Source organism: Pseudomonas sp. RW407 (genome assembly GCF_003176655.1).
In the GTDB taxonomy this organism is placed as follows: Bacteria; Pseudomonadota; Gammaproteobacteria; order Pseudomonadales; family Pseudomonadaceae; genus Pseudomonas; species Pseudomonas delhiensis.
In genome coordinates this window covers 155,786-170,691 of the sequence record NZ_QGSL01000029.1, presented here as the reverse complement: position 1 = coordinate 170,691, position 14,906 = coordinate 155,786, and the positions used below count along the sequence as shown (strand labels likewise).

The following is a 14,906-nucleotide window of genomic DNA, read 5'->3' as shown; positions in this document are numbered from 1 at the left end:
GGCGCGAACCGCGCTACCGCCCTCGCCGAGGGGGCTACCCGCCCGGTAGCGCGGCTTCCCACTGCGGCCCTGCAGGCCACGCGTCCACCCAAACGGTGGACGCCGCGGCAGCGCTACCCGCGCCGCCGCTTTCCCTTCACAGGAACCAGCGGTACTCCCGCGCACTCACCTCGTCCATGAACTCCAGGTGATCGTGGCGCTTGTTCTCGCAGTAGACGAAGACGAACTCGCTGCCGAGCCCTTCCTTCACCGCCGGATGGTTCTCCATGGCCGCCACCGCGCCGAGCATGTCGCGGGGGAAGTCGATGCCGCTGTCGCGGTCTTCGTTCAGCGGGGCGATGGGCTCCTTGCCCGCTTCCAGACCGTACTCCATGCCGGTGAGGATGGCCGCCAGCACCAGGTAGGGGTTGGCGTCGGCCCCGGCGAGGCGATGCTCGATGCGCAGGTTCCTGCCATCGGACTCGGGGATGCGGATGCACGCATCGCGGTCCTCGAAGCCCCAGCTGGCCTTGCTGGCAGCGTTCACCCGCGAGCCGTAGCGGCGGTAGGCGTTGTGGTTGGCGGCGAAGATCGGCATGCAATGCGGCAGCAGCTCCAGGCAGCCGGCCACGGCGTGGCGCAGCGGGCGCTGTTCGTCGCCGTCGAGCAGGTTGCGGCCGTCACGGTCGTACAGGCTGACGTGCACGTGCATGCCGCTGCCCGGCGCGTGCAGGTAGGGCTTGCTCATGAAGCTGGCGCGGTGCCCATGCTTGAGCGCCACGCCGCGGGTGGCGCGGGTGAAGAGCGCGGCCTGGTCGGCGGCGTGCAGGCCGTCCTCGCAGTGGGCGAAGTTGATCTCGAACTGGCCGGGGCCGATCTCGGCGGTGATCACGTTGGCGTCCACGCCCTGCTCGCGCGAGGCTTCGACTATCTCGTGGAGCACGTCGGAGAAGCGCGACAGGCGCTCGATGTGCATGTTCGGCTGGTCGTCCTCGTCCTCGCACAGCGGGTCGCGCGGGTACTGCGGCAGGCCGTCCCTGAGCTTCTTGTCGAACAGGTAGAACTCCAGCTCGAAGGCCACCACCGGGCGGATGCCCTTGCCTTCCAGGCGCTTGAGCACGCGCGCCAGCACTTCCCGCGGCTCGAACTCGATGGGCGCCTCGGTGCCGTCGGAGCTGATGATCATCTGCCCCAGCGGCTGGTTCTCCCAGCGCACCGGCTTGAGGCTGCCGGGGATCAGCCGGCGCGGCGCGTCCGGGTCGCCGTCGTTGAAGCAGTAGTCGCCGATCGGGTGCAGGCCGCCCTGCACGCCCAGCAGCACGCAGTTCTGCGGCAGCTTCAGGGGCGAGCCGGCAGCGACTTTCTCCAGCATGTCCACCGGGTAGCGCTTGCCGTAGAAGTGCCCGGGGATGTCCAGGCAGATCAGGTCGACGTAGCGCACGTCCGGGTTCTGGGCGCGGAAGGCGCGTACTTCGCTGAGCAGGTCGGGGAAGGTTTGGCGGTTCATCTTCTTGGTGCCTGTGTGTCAGGCGCAGCCGGATGCCTTCAGGTGAAGATCCAGAGCACCCTCGTTGGTTTGTCTGTCAGGTTGCCGTAGCGGAATTTCGCGTGCGGCGGCAGCTGGAAGCTGTCGTTGGGGTAAAGGGTGACGGTCTCGTCCTGGTACCAGAGGGTCAGTTCGCCCTCCAGCACGAAGCCGCCCTGCTCGGAGCTGTCGTTGAGGTGGTCCTCGCCGCTGGTGGCGCCGGGGGCGAGGATGCTGTCGAGCATGGAGAAGCCGCCGGACATGTTCGGCGAGGCGAGGATGTCGGTGATGCCGCCGGCGTAGTACAGCGTGCGGCGGTCGGCCGGGCGCGTCACCCAGGCCAGCTCGCGGGCAGGCCCCTCGGCGTAGAAGTAGGTGGTCGGCACGCCGAGGGCTTCGCTGATGGCGGTGAGGTCGGCCACGGTCGGGCGCGACAGGCCACGCTCGACCTGGGAGAGGAAGCCCACCGAGCGGCCGATGCGCTCGGCCAGGGCGCCGAGGGTCAGGTTCTTGTGCTTGCGCAGGTCGCGGATCAGGGTCGCGAGGTGTTCGTTCTGGTGTTCTTGCATAGGCGCTGCCCGGCTCTGTTCAGAAGAAGTCCCGCAAGCGATACCAGGCTTTGCCGACGGCTTCCAGTGGCGCGGCGAAGCGTTGGCCGCCGGGGAAGCCGGGATTGCTCAGGCGCTGGTACAGGTCGAGCTCCTCGCCATACCCCAGCATGGCCTGGCTGACCGCGCGGGCGGCGGCCAGGCTGGGCAGCACGCCGTGCCCGGAATAGCCCTGCAGCCAGTAGAGGTCGCCGCGGCGGCCGACGTCCGGGGTGCGCCGCATGCTGCAGTCGATGTGCCCGCCCCAGGCGTATTCCAGCTCCACCCCGCGCAGTTGCGGGAACACCCGCTCGACGTAGGGCCGGGTGGCCGCGCGGATGTCCGCGGGCATGCCGCCCAGGTAGGTGCAGCCGCCGCCGAACAGCAGGCGGTGGTCGGGGGTCAGGCGGAAGTAGTCGAGGACGAACTGGTTGTCGGTGACACAGCAGTTCTGCGGCAGCAGCGAATGCGCCAGCTCCGCGCCCAGCGGCGCGGTGGCGACCTGGAAGGTGCCCACCGGCAGGATGCGCGCGGAGACTTCCTTGTCCAGGCCGTCGATGTAGGCGTTGCAGGCCAGCACCAGGGCGGCGCAGCGGATGCTGCCGTGCTCCGTCTCGACGACGTAGCCGTTGCCCTGCTCGCTGTAGCGCAGCGCGCGGGTCTGCTCGAAGATGCGCCCGCCGGCCCTCTCCAGCGCGCCGGCCAGGCCGTAGGCCAGCTTCAGCGGGTTGAGGTGCGCGGAATTCGGGTCATACAGGCCGGCCAGGTAGCGTTCGCTGGCGATCCACTGCGGCAGCTCGGCGCGGGGAACCATCTGCAGGCCCTCGTAGCCCCAGCGGCGCGCGGCCTCGCCCTGCCATTCCTCGAGCATGCCGACGCGGCGCGGCAGCACGGCGGTCCACAGGTGGCCGACGCGGTAGTCGCAGTCGAAGCCGTGGCGCTGCGGCAGGTCGCGCATCTCGCGCGCGGCCCAGAGCATGCCCTGCCACAGGCGCAGGGCGCCTTCATGGCCGAGGTCGGCCTCGATCGGCCTGAGGTCGCTGGACCAGCCCGGCAGCGCCTGGCCGCCGTTGCGCCCGGAAGCCGCCCAGGCGATGCGGCTGGCCTCGATCACGCAGACCTGGCGGCCGCCCTCGGCCAGCTGCAGCGCGGTATGCAGGCCGCTGAAGCCGGCGCCGATCACCAGCACCTCGACCTCCAGCGCATCCGTCAGCTGCGCGCGGGGCTGCAGCAACTCCGGGTTGGCGGCGGCGTAGTAGGTGCCGACGGGCTGGCTGGATTGCAGGAACATGGCGACCTCGTGAAATTGTCATGCTTGTTTTTCATGAAAACTAACACAACGAATTTCACGAAGCCAGCCCGGCGCGAATTCGACCTGACCTGCGGCAATGCAATCCCGGGAAAAACCGCCGGCGCCTTGGCATCGGCCCGCCCCGTGCCCATCTGCCTCACAAGCCCATCCACAGCGGGGCCGATCCGTCCACGCGGATGACAGATGCCCATCTGTTGCTATGTTCTTAGAAGGCCGCCGGACGCGGTTAGCGCTGGTGTACAGGGGATAACCGGATGAATCAGATGCTGAAGCCGCAACCGTACTGCAAGAACTGCCGTCTGGCGCCGCCCACGCTCAGCGACGACAAGATTCTCGAGCTGGAGGCCATCATCAAGCCCGGCCACCTGCTGCACAAGGGCGACCACCTGTTCCGCCAGGGCGACACCTTCCACAACGTCTACCTGGTGCGTTCGGGCTCGCTGAAGACGGTGACCACCAACGAGCAGGGCCTGGAGAAGATCACCGGCTTCTACTACGCCAACGAGATCTTCGGTTTCTCCGGCATGGACGAGGGCCGCTACCCGGTGTCGGCCATCGCCCTGGAAAGCACCCTGTGCAGCGAGATTCCCTTCGACCAGTTGGAGGAGCTGTCGCAGCAGATTCCCGGGCTGTCGCACCAGTTGCTGCTGATGATGAGCCGCAAGATCCGCGAGGACCAGCAGATGAAGCTGCTGCTCTCGCGGCTCAACGCCGACTCGCGGATCGCCGCCTTCCTGCTGAACATCTCGGCGCACTTCCGCGAGCGCGGCTTCTCGGCCCTGCGTTTTCGCCTGAGCATGTCGCGCCACGAAATCGGCGACTACCTGGGGCTGGCGGTGGAAACCGTGTCGCGCAGCTTCACCCGCCTGCAGAAGAACGGCCTGCTGCGGGTCAACGGGCGGGAGACGGAGATCGTCGACTTCACCGAGCTGTGCGCACTGGCGGGGGGCGAGATCGAACTGTAACGCCTTTATCGCGGACGGAGTCCGCTCCTACGGGAGCATGCTGATAGCATACGGCCGCGCCAGGTTTCTTTCGTAGGATGGGTTGAGCCTTCGCTCAACCCATCCTACGGTGTGTGTTCGCCTGAGGATGTAGGAGCCCTGCCCGCGATTCGCGCGCAGGGCGCGCTCCTACATGGGGTACGCCATGGCTGATGCAGCGTAGGAGCGGATTCATCCGCGATGCGGCCGACAGGCCGCCTTCGGCCTCGGGGCGCAACGCCCCGGCCGGGAATAAAAGCCGCCCCGATGGACCAAAACGACGTCCGGGGGCGGGCGCGAGGCAGGTTGTGGGCAGCCGCCGCGTCAGGCGGGGCCGCTGCCCAGGCATTCGGGGCCCTGCAGGCGGGCCGTCCAGTCTTCCACCACGCCACTGGCCAGGCGTTGCGCGGCGGTCTTACGCCAGCGCAGCGAGAGCGCGTCGCACGCCATCATCTGGCGCAGGCCGCACGGCTCCAGCGGTTCGCCGAAGTACCAGCGCAACAGGCTGGCCACGCTCAGCTGCGGGTAGTGCCGCTGCACCAGCTCCAGCGGCGCGGCGGCGCTGACCATGCCGGCGCGACGCACCCGGTAGAACCAGCCGCAGCGGCCCTGCTGCTGCAGCTCCAGCGGCAGTTCCGGGAGGTTCCAGCGGCGCCCCAGGCGGTAGCATGGCGAGCGCGGCTGGCTGACCTCGATCAGCGCATCGCCCCAGCGGAACAGGTCGCCGATGCACACGTCGGCCTCGTTCACACCGAAGGTCGACAGGTTCTCGCCAAAGGCCGGTTGCTGCCAGCGCTGCTGCGGATGCTGCTTGCGCCAGTGGCGGTAGTGCTCGGCCGGGTAGTGGTGCAGCGCACGGTCGAGGCCGCCGTGGTGGCGCAGGTCGGCCTGTTCGTCGCCGGGCAGGCCTTCGCTGCCGAGCCAGACTTCCTCGCGGGTTTCCAGCTTGTCGATGGCGCTGACCAGGCCGCCCCAGCACTCTTCGACTTTGCCTATGAAAACACCCTGGATGACGATGCCTTCCACCTTTGTCTACCCGTCTGCAGCAGCGGACAGGCACTAGACTAGAGCCTCGGATAGGTACCTATCCATTTCGATTTTCCAGTTTCGTTGATAAGCCGCGCTTATGGATTTCCGCCAGCTCCGCTATTTCGTCGCGCTCTACGAGGAAGGCCACGTCGGCCGTGCCGCCGAGCGCCTGGCCCTGTCGCAACCGGCGCTGTCACAGCAGATCCGCCAGCTGGAGCGGAGCCTGGACGTGGCCCTGTTCCAGCGCATCGGCAAGCGCCTGGTGCCGACGGCGGCGGCGCACACCCTGTACAACCATGCCGTGCCCCTGCTCGAAGGCCTGGAGCGCGCCCACGAGGCCCTGCGCGGCTTCCGCGGGCAGGCCGCGCGCAGCCTGGCCATCGGCGTGCTGCAGACGGTGAACGCCAGCCTGGTGCCCTACCTGGTGGAACGCCTGCACGCCGCGCAGCCGCACCTGCAGGTGCGCATCTACGAGCTGTCCGGGGTGGAGATCGAGCGCCGGCTGCTGGCCGGGCAGCTGGACATCGGCATCGGCTTCCTGCCGCCGCGCCAGCCGGCGCTGCATGGCGTGGAGCTGTACCCGGACGAGCTGCAGTTGGTGATCCCCGCCGACCACCCGTTGCGCGAGTTCAAGAAGGTGTCCCTGGCCCAGGCCGCGGAACTGCCGATGCTGCTGCTGGGCGAGGAATTCCGCGCCCGGCAGATCTGGCAGGAGCAACTGGCCGCCATCGGCCGCCGGCCACGGGTGCAGGCCGAGCTGAACCACATGAGCGGCATCCTCGACAGCCTGCCCCACAGCCGCTTCGCCACGGTGCTGCCGGGCCGCGCGCGACAGCTGCACAGCAACCGCGACCTGCTGTGGAAGCCGTTGAGCGAGCCGCGCATCCCGCTGAGCGTAGGCCTGGTGTACCGCGACGCGCAGCGCCAGCACAGCACGGTGGAGCTGCTGCGCTCGCTGCTGGAAGGCGCGGTGCAGGGTTTTTCGTAGGGCCCCGCGCCAAGATGCTCTTCGTAGGAGCGGAGCTTCTCCGCGATAGCCGGGCGTCCCGGCGCGGATCGCGGATGAGATCCGCTCCTACGCCGCCCCACCCACGCCATTCCCCTTGTAGGAGCGGGCCCTGCGCGCGAATCGCGGGCAGGGCCCGCTCCTACAGTCGGCTAGGCGGGGAAAAACCGCAGGCAAAGAAAAACCCCGCCTTGCGAGCGGGGTTTTGCAGACCGATATCCTGACGTCCATGCTGGCCACCGTCCATGGTGGAATCCCTATCTTTCCGTTTTGTCGTCGGCGCTTCCTGCGCAGTGTCCTGACTGGAAACAAGATTACTCGCCAGCCCTCGTCGTCGATAGACGCCAAATGACACCACGACGTGTAAGCCTAGGCTTACAAAGCGTTGCCCCGCTGAAACGACAAGGCCCCGCCGAAGCGGGGCCCTGCCTGCCTGCGCGGCTTAGAACTGCGCGGCGTCGAGCAGGTACAGCGACTCGCTGCCGGCCTTCACCGAGGCGCTCAGCGAGTGGATGCGCGGCAGCAGACGGGCGAAGTAGAAACGCGCGGTGCCCAGCTTGCTGGCGTAGAAGTCGTCCTGCCCTTCCTTGCCCTGCGCGGCGCGAGCCATCAGCGCCCACATGTAGGCGTAGGCGGTGTAGCCGAACACCTGGAGGTATTCCACCGAGGCGGCACCGATCTCGTTGGGGCTGGCCTTGGCGCGGTCCAGCACCCAGGCGGTCAGCTCTTCGAGGTTCTGCACGGCAGCGTTCAGCGGGCCGGTGAACTCGGCCAGCTCGGCGCCGGCCGAGGCGGTGAAGGCTTTGATCTCGTCGGTGAAGTGCTTGGCGAAGGCGCCACCGCTACCGACGATCTTGCGGCCCATCAGGTCCAGCGCCTGGATGCCGTTGGTGCCTTCGTAGATCTGGGTGATGCGACAATCCCGGACAAGCTGCTCCTGGCCCCACTCGCGGATGAAGCCATGGCCGCCGAACACCTGCTGGCCGTGGACGGTGGTTTCCAGGCCCATGTCGGTGAGGAAGGCCTTGGCCACCGGGGTCAGCAGGGCGACCAGGTCCTCGGCGCGCTTGCGCACGGTGGGCTCTTCGCTGTACTTGGCGGTGTCCAGCTGCATGGCGACGTAGCTGGAGAAGGCGCGGCCGCCCTCGTTCAGCGCCTTCATGGTCAGCAGCATGCGGCGCACGTCCGGGTGCACGATGATCGGGTCGGCCGCCTTGTCCTTGGCCACCGGGCCGGTGGGCGCGCGGCTCTGGATGCGCTCGCGGGCGTATTCCACGGCGCTCTGGTAGGAGCGCTCGCCGGTCGCCAGGCCCTGGATGCCGACGCCCAGGCGCTCGTAGTTCATCATGGTGAACATGGCCGCCAGGCCCTTGTTCGGCGCATCGACGATCCAGCCGGTGGCGCCGTCGAAGTTCATCACGCAGGTGGCCGAGGCCTTGATGCCCATCTTGTGCTCGATGGAGCCGCAGCTCACGGCGTTGCGCTCACCGAGCGAGCCGTCCTCGTTGACCAGCACCTTGGGCACCAGGAACAGCGAGATGCCCTTGGAGCCGGCCGGCGCGTCGGGCAACTTGGCCAGCACCAGGTGGATGATGTTCTCGGCCAGGTCGTGCTCGCCGCCGGTGATGAAGATCTTGGTGCCGCTGACCTTGTAGCTGCCGTCGGCCTGGGGCTCGGCCTTGGTGCGGATGATGCCCAGGTCGGTGCCGGCGTGGGGCTCGGTCAGGCACATGGAACCGGCCCAGGTACCGGCGTACATGTTCGGCAGGTACTTGCCCTTGAGTTCTTCGCTGGCGTGGTTGAGCAGCGACAGGCAGGCGCCGGCGGTCAGCATCGGATAGAGGCCGAAGGACAGGTTGGCCGCATTGACCATCTCCTCGACCTGCGCACCGATGACCTTGGGCATGCCCATGCCGCCGAATTCCGGCGCGCCGCCCACGCCCACCCAGCCGCCTTCGGCGTAGGTGCGGTAGGCCTCGGGGAAGCCGGCCGGGGTCTTCACGCCCTCGGCGCTCCAGCTGCAGCCTTCTTCGTCGCCGCTGCGGTTCAGCGGGGCGATCACGCCCGCGGTGACCTTGCCGGCTTCCTCGAGGATGGCGTTGGCGGTGTCGACGTCCACCGTCTCGGCCAGACCCGGCAGCTCGGCCCAGAGCTTGCCCACCTCGAAGACTTCGTGGAGGACGAATTGCATGTCGCGCAGCGGTGCTTTGTAGTCAGCCATGTAGGAATCCTCGAGCGAAACAACGGCTGAACAAGCAGCCAGCGGTATTCAGGATAGGACGTACGCAAGGGTACGCCGGCGGAGTTTACCCCGACAACTCTCCAGAGCCATAGCGTCATATTGTGAACGAATTGTTAATCATCGGTCACACCATATGCGCCCACCGGACAGCCAGCGGCCCCGGCCGCCACGAGGGGCGACCGGGGCCGCGGTTGGCGCATCAGAGGGCGAACTGCTCGGCGGACAGGCGCATCAGGCTTTCGCCGCCGGCCTCCACCGCCGCCTTGTGCGCGGCCGCGCGCGGCAGCAGGCGGGCGAAGTAGAAGTCCGCGGTGGCCAGCTTGGCCTGGTAGAAACCGGCTTCGCTGCTGCCTTGCTCCAGCTTGCTCCGGGCCACCAGGGCCATTTGCAGCCAGAAGTAGCCGAGGGTGACGTAGCCGGAGAACATCAGGTAGTCCACCGCCGCCGCGCCGACTTCGTCGGGGTTCTTCATGGCGGCCATGCCGACCTTCTGCGTCAGTTCGCCCCACTGCTTGTTCAGCGCCGCCAGCTGCGCTACCTGGGCCTTCAGCTGCGGGTGCTCGGCATTGGCCTGGCACAGCTGGTGGACCAGCCTGGTGAAGCCCAGCAGCAGCTTGCCCTGGCTGCCGAGCACCTTGCGCCCAAGCAGGTCCAGCGCCTGGATGCCGTTGGTGCCTTCGTAGATCGGGGCGATGCGACAATCCCGGACAAGCTGCTCCATGCCCCACTCGCGGATGAAGCCGTGGCCGCCGAACACCTGCATGCCGTGGTTGGTGACCTCCAGTCCGGTTTCGGTCATGAAGGCCTTGCAGATCGGGGTGAGGAAGGCCAGCAGGTTGGCCGCCTGCTCGCGTTCCTCGGCGCTTTCGGAAAGGTGCTCGATGTCCAGCAGTTGCGCGGTGAAGTAGGCCAGGGAGCGGTTGCCCTCGTTGAAGGCCTTCATGGTCAGCAGCATGCGCCGCACGTCCGGGTGCACGATGATCGGGTCGGCCGGCTTGTCCGGCGCCTTGGGCCCGGTCAGGGCGCGCATCTGCAGGCGCTCGCTGGCGTACTTCACGGCGCCCTGGTAGCTGGTCTCGCCGAGGCACAGGCCCTGCATCCCGGTGCCCAGGCGCGCGTGGTTCATCATGGTGAACATGCAGGCCAGGCCCTTGTTGGCCTCGCCGATCAGGTAGCCGGTGGCGCCGTCGAAGTTCATCACGCAGGTGGCCGAGGCCTTGATGCCCATCTTGTGCTCGATGGAGCCGCAGCTCACCGCGTTGCGCGCGCCGGCCTCGCCGTTGGCGTCGAGGCTGAACTTGGGCACGATGAACAGCGAGATGCCCTTGGTGCCGGCCGGGGCGTCGGGCAGCTTGGCCAGCACCAGGTGGATGATGTTCTCGCTCATGTCGTGCTCGCCGGCGGAGATGAAGATCTTGGTGCCGCTGATGGCGTAGCTGCCATCGGCGTTGGGCACGGCGCGGGTCTTGATGATGCCGAGGTCCGTGCCGCAGTGCGGCTCGGTCAGGCACATGGTGCCGGTCCAGGTGCCGGCGGTCATGCGCGGCAGGTAGGCCTGCTTCTGCTCGGCGCTGCCGTGGGCCTGGATGGCGGCCATGGCGCCCTTGGTCAGGCCCGGGTACATGCCCCAGGAGCAGTTGGCCGCGCCGATCATCTCGCTGACCAGCAGGCCGAGGGACGGCGGCAGGCCCTGGCCGCCGTACTCGGGGTCGGACGACACGCCGTTCCAGCCACCCTCGACGTACTGCGCGAAGGCTTCCTTGAAACCCTTGGGCGTGGTCACCACGCCGTTGTCGAAGTGGCAGCCCTCCTCGTCGCCGGAACGGTTCAGCGGCGCCAGCACCTGCTCGCAGAACCTGGCCCCTTCCTCGAGGATCGCGGCGACCATGTCCGGGCTGGCATCGGTCGCGCCCAGGGCCTGGTAGCGGCCGGCGAAGTCGAAGACTTCGTCGATCAGGAAACGCACGTCGCGCAGGGGTGCCTTGTACTCGGGCATGGCAGTTCTCCAGTCGGTTCGGCGCCGGAACGGCGCGGATAGACCCTGAACCTACTGTGCGCCGGAAAGCGGCGGCAATCACTCTGCGCGCGATGAATGCGCGGCCATAACCGGGCCCGGCCTCGGGCCGGCCGCACCACCCCGCGACGGCCCCGGCCATACGCTGCAACGCGGTACTCGCGGCCTGCACGGGCACAAAAAAGCCCGCCATCAGGGCGGGCTTCCTGCACGGGAGAGCCGATCAGGCGAAGACCACTTCCACGCGCCCCTCACGGCGTGAACGGGGCGCGGCCTTGACCACGATCTGGACGTCACGTCCGAGCCGGGCCAGGCAGTCGATCATCTTGGCCTCGCTGATGCCTCTGAACTTCCCACGCAACATGTCGGAAACCTTGGGCTGGGGAAGCCCGAGGATTTCCGCGGCCTGGGTCTGTGTCAGGTGGCGAGCCTTGATGATGCTGCCGATCTTGGATGCCAGCCTGGCCTTGACCTGCATCTCGCCGGCATCGTCCCTGCCGAGGTCGGCATAGACGTTGCCGCTACCTTCTTCGAACTCAATCATTTTCTACGCTCTTCGCATGGGCTTCCGCGTCTTTCAGCCTTTTCTTGATCAGCGCTATGTCGTGCTGCGGAGTCTCTATGCCTCTGGTCGATTTCTTCTGGAAGCAGTGCAGAGCATAGACCGCTGCTGCAAGTTTCACCGTGTAGACCGCTCGATAGGTGTCGCCGTCGTAATCCTCGACGACTTCCAGCACTCCAACGCCCGAGAAGCCCTTCATCGGCTTGGCCTGGGGATGCTTGCCGCCCTCCTGGGCCTGGTGCAGGGCGAAGCCGAATACATCCTGGACATCCTCGGGCATGTCCAGAAGGTCCTTCTTGCTGCTGCCCATCCAGATCAACGACTTCACTGATGGCTCGGCTTTCCCATGAACGGCCGAACGAATCTATACCCATATTGGTATAGCGATCAAGCCGGGCCACGATCGCGAGTGGAGCAGGCTCGGAAATGAAAACACCCTGCGGGCGCTTGGCTCGCAGGGTGTCGGGTGCCTCCGTGGACAGCCCGCCAAGGGGCGGGCTGGTGCCAGCGGCGCTATCAGTAACCGAGGGAGAAGTCTTCCTCGGCCATGTCCATCAGGTTGCCGGCGCCGGACAGCATGGTGGCGACGTGGGTGCGGGTACGCGGCAGGATGCGCTGGAAGTAGAAGCGCGCGGTTTGCAGCTTGGCCTTGTAGAAGGCCTCCTCGCCGGTGCCGGCGGCCAGTTTCTCGGCGGCCAGGCGCGCCATGTCGGCCCAGAAGTAGGCCAGGCAGGCGTAGCCGGAGAACATCAGGTAGTCCACCGAAGCGGCGCCGACTTCCTCGCGGTCCTTCATGGCGGCCATGCCGACCTTCATGGTCAGTTCGCCCCACTCCTTGTTCAGCGCGGCCAGCGGCGCGACGAATTCCTTGACGGCGTCGTTGCCTTCGTTGGCCTGGCAGAACTTGTGCACGATCTTGGTGAAGCCCTTGAGCGCCTCGCCCTGGGTCATCAGTACCTTGCGGCCCAGCAGGTCCAGCGCCTGAACGCCGGTGGTGCCTTCGTACAGCATGGAGATGCGGCTGTCGCGGACGTTCTGTTCCATGCCGTGCTCGGCGATGAAGCCGTGGCCGCCATAGATCTGCACGCCGTGGTTGGCCGACTCGAAGCCGACTTCGGTCATGAACGCCTTGGCGATCGGGGTGAGGAAGGCCAGCATCGCGTCAGCGGCTTTCTTCTCTTCTTCGTCCTGGCTGCGCTGGACGATGTCCACCTGCTTGGCGGCGAAGTACAGCATGGCGCGGTTGCCTTCGGCGAAAGCCTTGGCGGTCAGCAGCATGCGGCGCACGTCCGGGTGCACGATGATCGGGTCGGCGGCCTTTTCCGGGGCTTTCGGGCCGGTCAGCGAACGCATCTGCAGACGCTCGCGAGCGTAGGCGATGCCACCCTGGAAACCGATCTCGGCGTGGGCCAGGCCTTGCAGCGCGGTACCCAGGCGGGCGGTGTTCATGAAGGTGAACATGCAGTTCAGGCCCTTGTTCGGCGGGCCGATCAGGAAGCCGGTGGCGGCGTCGAAGTTCATCACGCAAGTGGCGTTGCCGTGGATGCCCATCTTGTGCTCGATGGAGCCACAGGACACGGCATTGCGCTCGCCTACGCCGCCTTCGGCGTTGGGCAGGAACTTCGGCACGATGAACAGCGAGATGCCCTTGGTGCCCTGGGGGGCGTCGGGCAGGCGGGCCAGCACGATGTGGACGATGTTGTCGGCCATGTCGTGTTCGCCGGCGGAGATGAAGATCTTGGTGCCGGTGACCTTGTAGGTGCCGTCGGCCTGGGGCTCGGCCTTGGTGCGCAGCATGCCCAGGTCGGTGCCGCAGTGCGGCTCGGTCAGGCACATGGTGCCGGTCCACTCGCCGGACACCAGCTTGGTCAGGTAGGTGGCCTGCTGTTCCGGGGTGCCGTGGGCGTGCAGGGTGTTCATGGCGCCGTGGGACAGGCCCGGGTACATGCCCCAGGACCAGTTGGCCTGGCCGACCATCTCGCTGATGGCCATGCCCAGGGATTCCGGCAGGCCCTGGCCGCCGTGCTCGACGTCATGGGCCAGGCTCGGCCAGCCGCCCTCGACGAATTGCTGGTAGGCCTCCTTGAAGCCGGTGGGGGTCTTCACGCCCTCGGGGCTCCAGGTGCAGCCTTCCTGGTCGCCGACGCGGTTCAGCGGGGCGATCACCTGTTCGCAGAACTTGGCACCCTCTTCGAGGATGGCATTGACCATGTCCGGCGTGGCGTCCTGGGCGCCCGGCAGGTTCTGGTAGTGCGCTTCGTAGCCCAGCAGCTCGTCGCGAACGAAACGGATATCACGCAAGGGGGCCTTGTAATCAGGCATAGCGGTAAACCTCTACGAAGGGTTCTGGTTAATGGGCGACCGATGCTTGCGGTCGCTGTGCGGGAGCGTTCCCGGCCGCCCAGCCGATGCGCCGTGCGCCTCGACTCTCAAACAGGCGTTTGAAACATACGTTTACGCCCTACCCTTGTCAAGCGCGCAAGCCGACCGCCCGGTCACGCGCGAGGGCACGGGCCAGAGCGCTGCGTTCGCGGGTATCGATAGGCACAAGTAAAGCCCAGCCACGGGCCGCCAACAGGTGACGGCCCGAAGATGCTGAAAGGAAATTCTGAAGGGAGGAAAGGCGTCAGACGCTGATGTCGATCAGCGTCCCGAGGGTTTCGTCGGCGGTCTGCAGGACGCGGCTGGACGCCAGGGCGGCGTACTTGCTCATTTCCATGTCCACCACGGGGCGGGCGATGTCGTCCTGGGCCACGGGCTGCGCGGCCACCTGGGCGGCGGCGCGGTCGACCTGCTGCAGGCCGCGCTGCAGCCCCTGCAGACCGGTACTGAATGCGTTACCGGAGATTTCCATGGTCGATCTTCCTCGGTGGAACCTGCCGCCTATTCAAACAGGATCGTCGGTGATATTCAAAGGCCATCAGTCCGGAAGATCGAGGATCCCCAGGTCCAGGTGCCCGGCCACGGCGAACGGCGTGGGCGCGGCCAGGCGCGGCACGCGGCCGATGCAGGGCGCCGGCAGGCGTTCGGCGAGGGTCGCCAGGTTCTCTTCCAGGCGCGAGGTCTGTGGGTCGACGATGTTGGCCACCCAGCCGGCCAGCGGCAGGCCGTCGCGCAGGATGGCCTCGGCGCTGAGCACCGCGTGGTTGATGCAGCCCAGGCGCACGCCCACCACCAGGATCACCGGCAGGTCGAGGAGGATGGCCAGGTCCGACAGGCTCTCTTCGCCGGCCAGGGGCACGCGCCAGCCGCCGGCGCCTTCCACCAGGGTGAAGTCGGCGCCGCGTGCCAGCACGTGGCGCACCGGCCCGGCCAGGGTGTCGACGTTCAGCGCCACGCCGACCTCGCGCGCCGCCAGGTGCGGGGCGATGGCCGGCTCGAAGGCGAAGGGGTTCACCTCCTCGTAGGCCAGCGGCAGGCTGCACTCGCCCAGCAGGGCCAGGGCGTCGCCATTGCGCAGGCCCTCGGGGCGGCGCTCGCAGCCGGAGGCCACCGGTTTGGCGGCGGCGGTGGACATGCCGGCCATGCGCGCGGCGTGCAGCAGGCCGGCGGCGATGGTGGTCTTGCCGATTTCGGTGTCGGTGCCGGTAATGAAGTAGGCGTGGGGCATGGGGTTCCTCAAGAGGCTGTCCGTGTAGGAGCGGGCTCCGTCCGCGATTCGGCTATC

General features: G+C 67.4%; 13 protein-coding genes. 2 read left to right on the top strand and 11 right to left on the bottom strand.

The features are described from left to right. Positions 1 to 136: 136 nt before the first annotated feature. The 3 genes from DK254_RS01635 to DK254_RS01625 are packed head-to-tail and all read right to left on the bottom strand — an operon-like array spanning position 137 to position 3,382. Positions 137 to 1,486, bottom strand: a complete 1,350-nt coding sequence (locus tag DK254_RS01635; protein ID WP_109931755.1) for a glutamine synthetase family protein — start codon at positions 1,484 to 1,486, stop codon at positions 137 to 139. A gap of 38 nt (positions 1,487 to 1,524) precedes the next feature. Next, positions 1,525 to 2,073, bottom strand: a complete 549-nt coding sequence (locus tag DK254_RS01630; RefSeq protein ID WP_043319201.1) for a helix-turn-helix domain-containing protein — start codon at positions 2,071 to 2,073, stop codon at positions 1,525 to 1,527. A gap of 19 nt (positions 2,074 to 2,092) precedes the next feature. Next, complete coding sequence (locus DK254_RS01625) at positions 2,093 to 3,382, bottom strand: FAD-binding oxidoreductase (RefSeq protein WP_109931753.1); 1,290 nt, start codon at positions 3,380 to 3,382, stop codon at positions 2,093 to 2,095. Between the two features lie 284 nt (positions 3,383 to 3,666). Between DK254_RS01625 and DK254_RS01620 the strand changes: the two genes are divergently transcribed. After that, positions 3,667 to 4,368 (top strand): cyclic nucleotide-binding domain-containing protein, encoded by a 702-nt coding sequence (locus DK254_RS01620; RefSeq protein ID WP_109931751.1) that lies wholly within the window; start codon positions 3,667 to 3,669, stop codon positions 4,366 to 4,368. 342 nt (positions 4,369 to 4,710) lie between these two features. On the opposite strand, the gene DK254_RS01615 is transcribed toward DK254_RS01620, so the two are convergent. After that, positions 4,711 to 5,412: an MOSC domain-containing protein gene (locus tag DK254_RS01615; RefSeq protein ID WP_109931749.1), complete on the bottom strand. Its 702-nt coding sequence runs from the start codon at positions 5,410 to 5,412 to the stop codon at positions 4,711 to 4,713. Positions 5,413 to 5,512: 100 nt separating this feature from the next. Here DK254_RS01615 and DK254_RS01610 point away from each other — a divergent pair, with 100 nt between their 5' ends. Next, positions 5,513 to 6,403, top strand: coding sequence for a LysR family transcriptional regulator (locus DK254_RS01610; RefSeq protein WP_109931747.1), 891 nt, complete (start codon positions 5,513 to 5,515; stop codon positions 6,401 to 6,403). Positions 6,404 to 6,863: 460 nt separating this feature from the next. On the opposite strand, the gene DK254_RS01605 is transcribed toward DK254_RS01610, so the two are convergent. The 7 genes from DK254_RS01605 to bioD all read right to left on the bottom strand — a co-directional run bounded on the left by DK254_RS01605 (position 6,864) and on the right by bioD (position 14,849). Next, positions 6,864 to 8,642: an acyl-CoA dehydrogenase C-terminal domain-containing protein gene (locus DK254_RS01605; protein ID WP_109931745.1), complete on the bottom strand. Its 1,779-nt coding sequence runs from the start codon at positions 8,640 to 8,642 to the stop codon at positions 6,864 to 6,866. Between the two features lie 220 nt (positions 8,643 to 8,862). Further along, positions 8,863 to 10,659 (bottom strand): acyl-CoA dehydrogenase C-terminal domain-containing protein, encoded by a 1,797-nt coding sequence (locus DK254_RS01600; RefSeq protein ID WP_109931743.1) that lies wholly within the window; start codon positions 10,657 to 10,659, stop codon positions 8,863 to 8,865. Positions 10,660 to 10,900: 241 nt separating this feature from the next. Continuing rightward, entirely contained in the window at positions 10,901 to 11,221 is a 321-nt protein-coding gene (locus DK254_RS01595; RefSeq protein WP_089392940.1) for a helix-turn-helix domain-containing protein, read from the bottom strand. After that, positions 11,214 to 11,549, bottom strand: coding sequence for a type II toxin-antitoxin system RelE/ParE family toxin (locus DK254_RS01590; protein ID WP_109932917.1), 336 nt, complete (start codon positions 11,547 to 11,549; stop codon positions 11,214 to 11,216). Before DK254_RS01590 ends, DK254_RS01595 begins: the two co-directional genes overlap by 8 nt. A gap of 206 nt (positions 11,550 to 11,755) precedes the next feature. After that, positions 11,756 to 13,561, bottom strand: coding sequence for a phenylacyl-CoA dehydrogenase (locus DK254_RS01585; protein WP_109931741.1), 1,806 nt, complete (start codon positions 13,559 to 13,561; stop codon positions 11,756 to 11,758). 304 nt (positions 13,562 to 13,865) lie between these two features. Beyond that, entirely contained in the window at positions 13,866 to 14,093 is a 228-nt protein-coding gene (locus tag DK254_RS01580; protein WP_089392938.1) for a hypothetical protein, read from the bottom strand. A 66-nt stretch (positions 14,094 to 14,159) separates the two neighbouring features. Beyond that, positions 14,160 to 14,849 carry a dethiobiotin synthase gene (gene bioD, locus DK254_RS01575; protein ID WP_109931739.1) on the bottom strand — a complete coding sequence of 230 codons (690 nt, stop codon included), beginning with the start codon at positions 14,847 to 14,849 and terminating at the stop codon, positions 14,160 to 14,162. Positions 14,850 to 14,906: the final 57 nt, after the last annotated feature.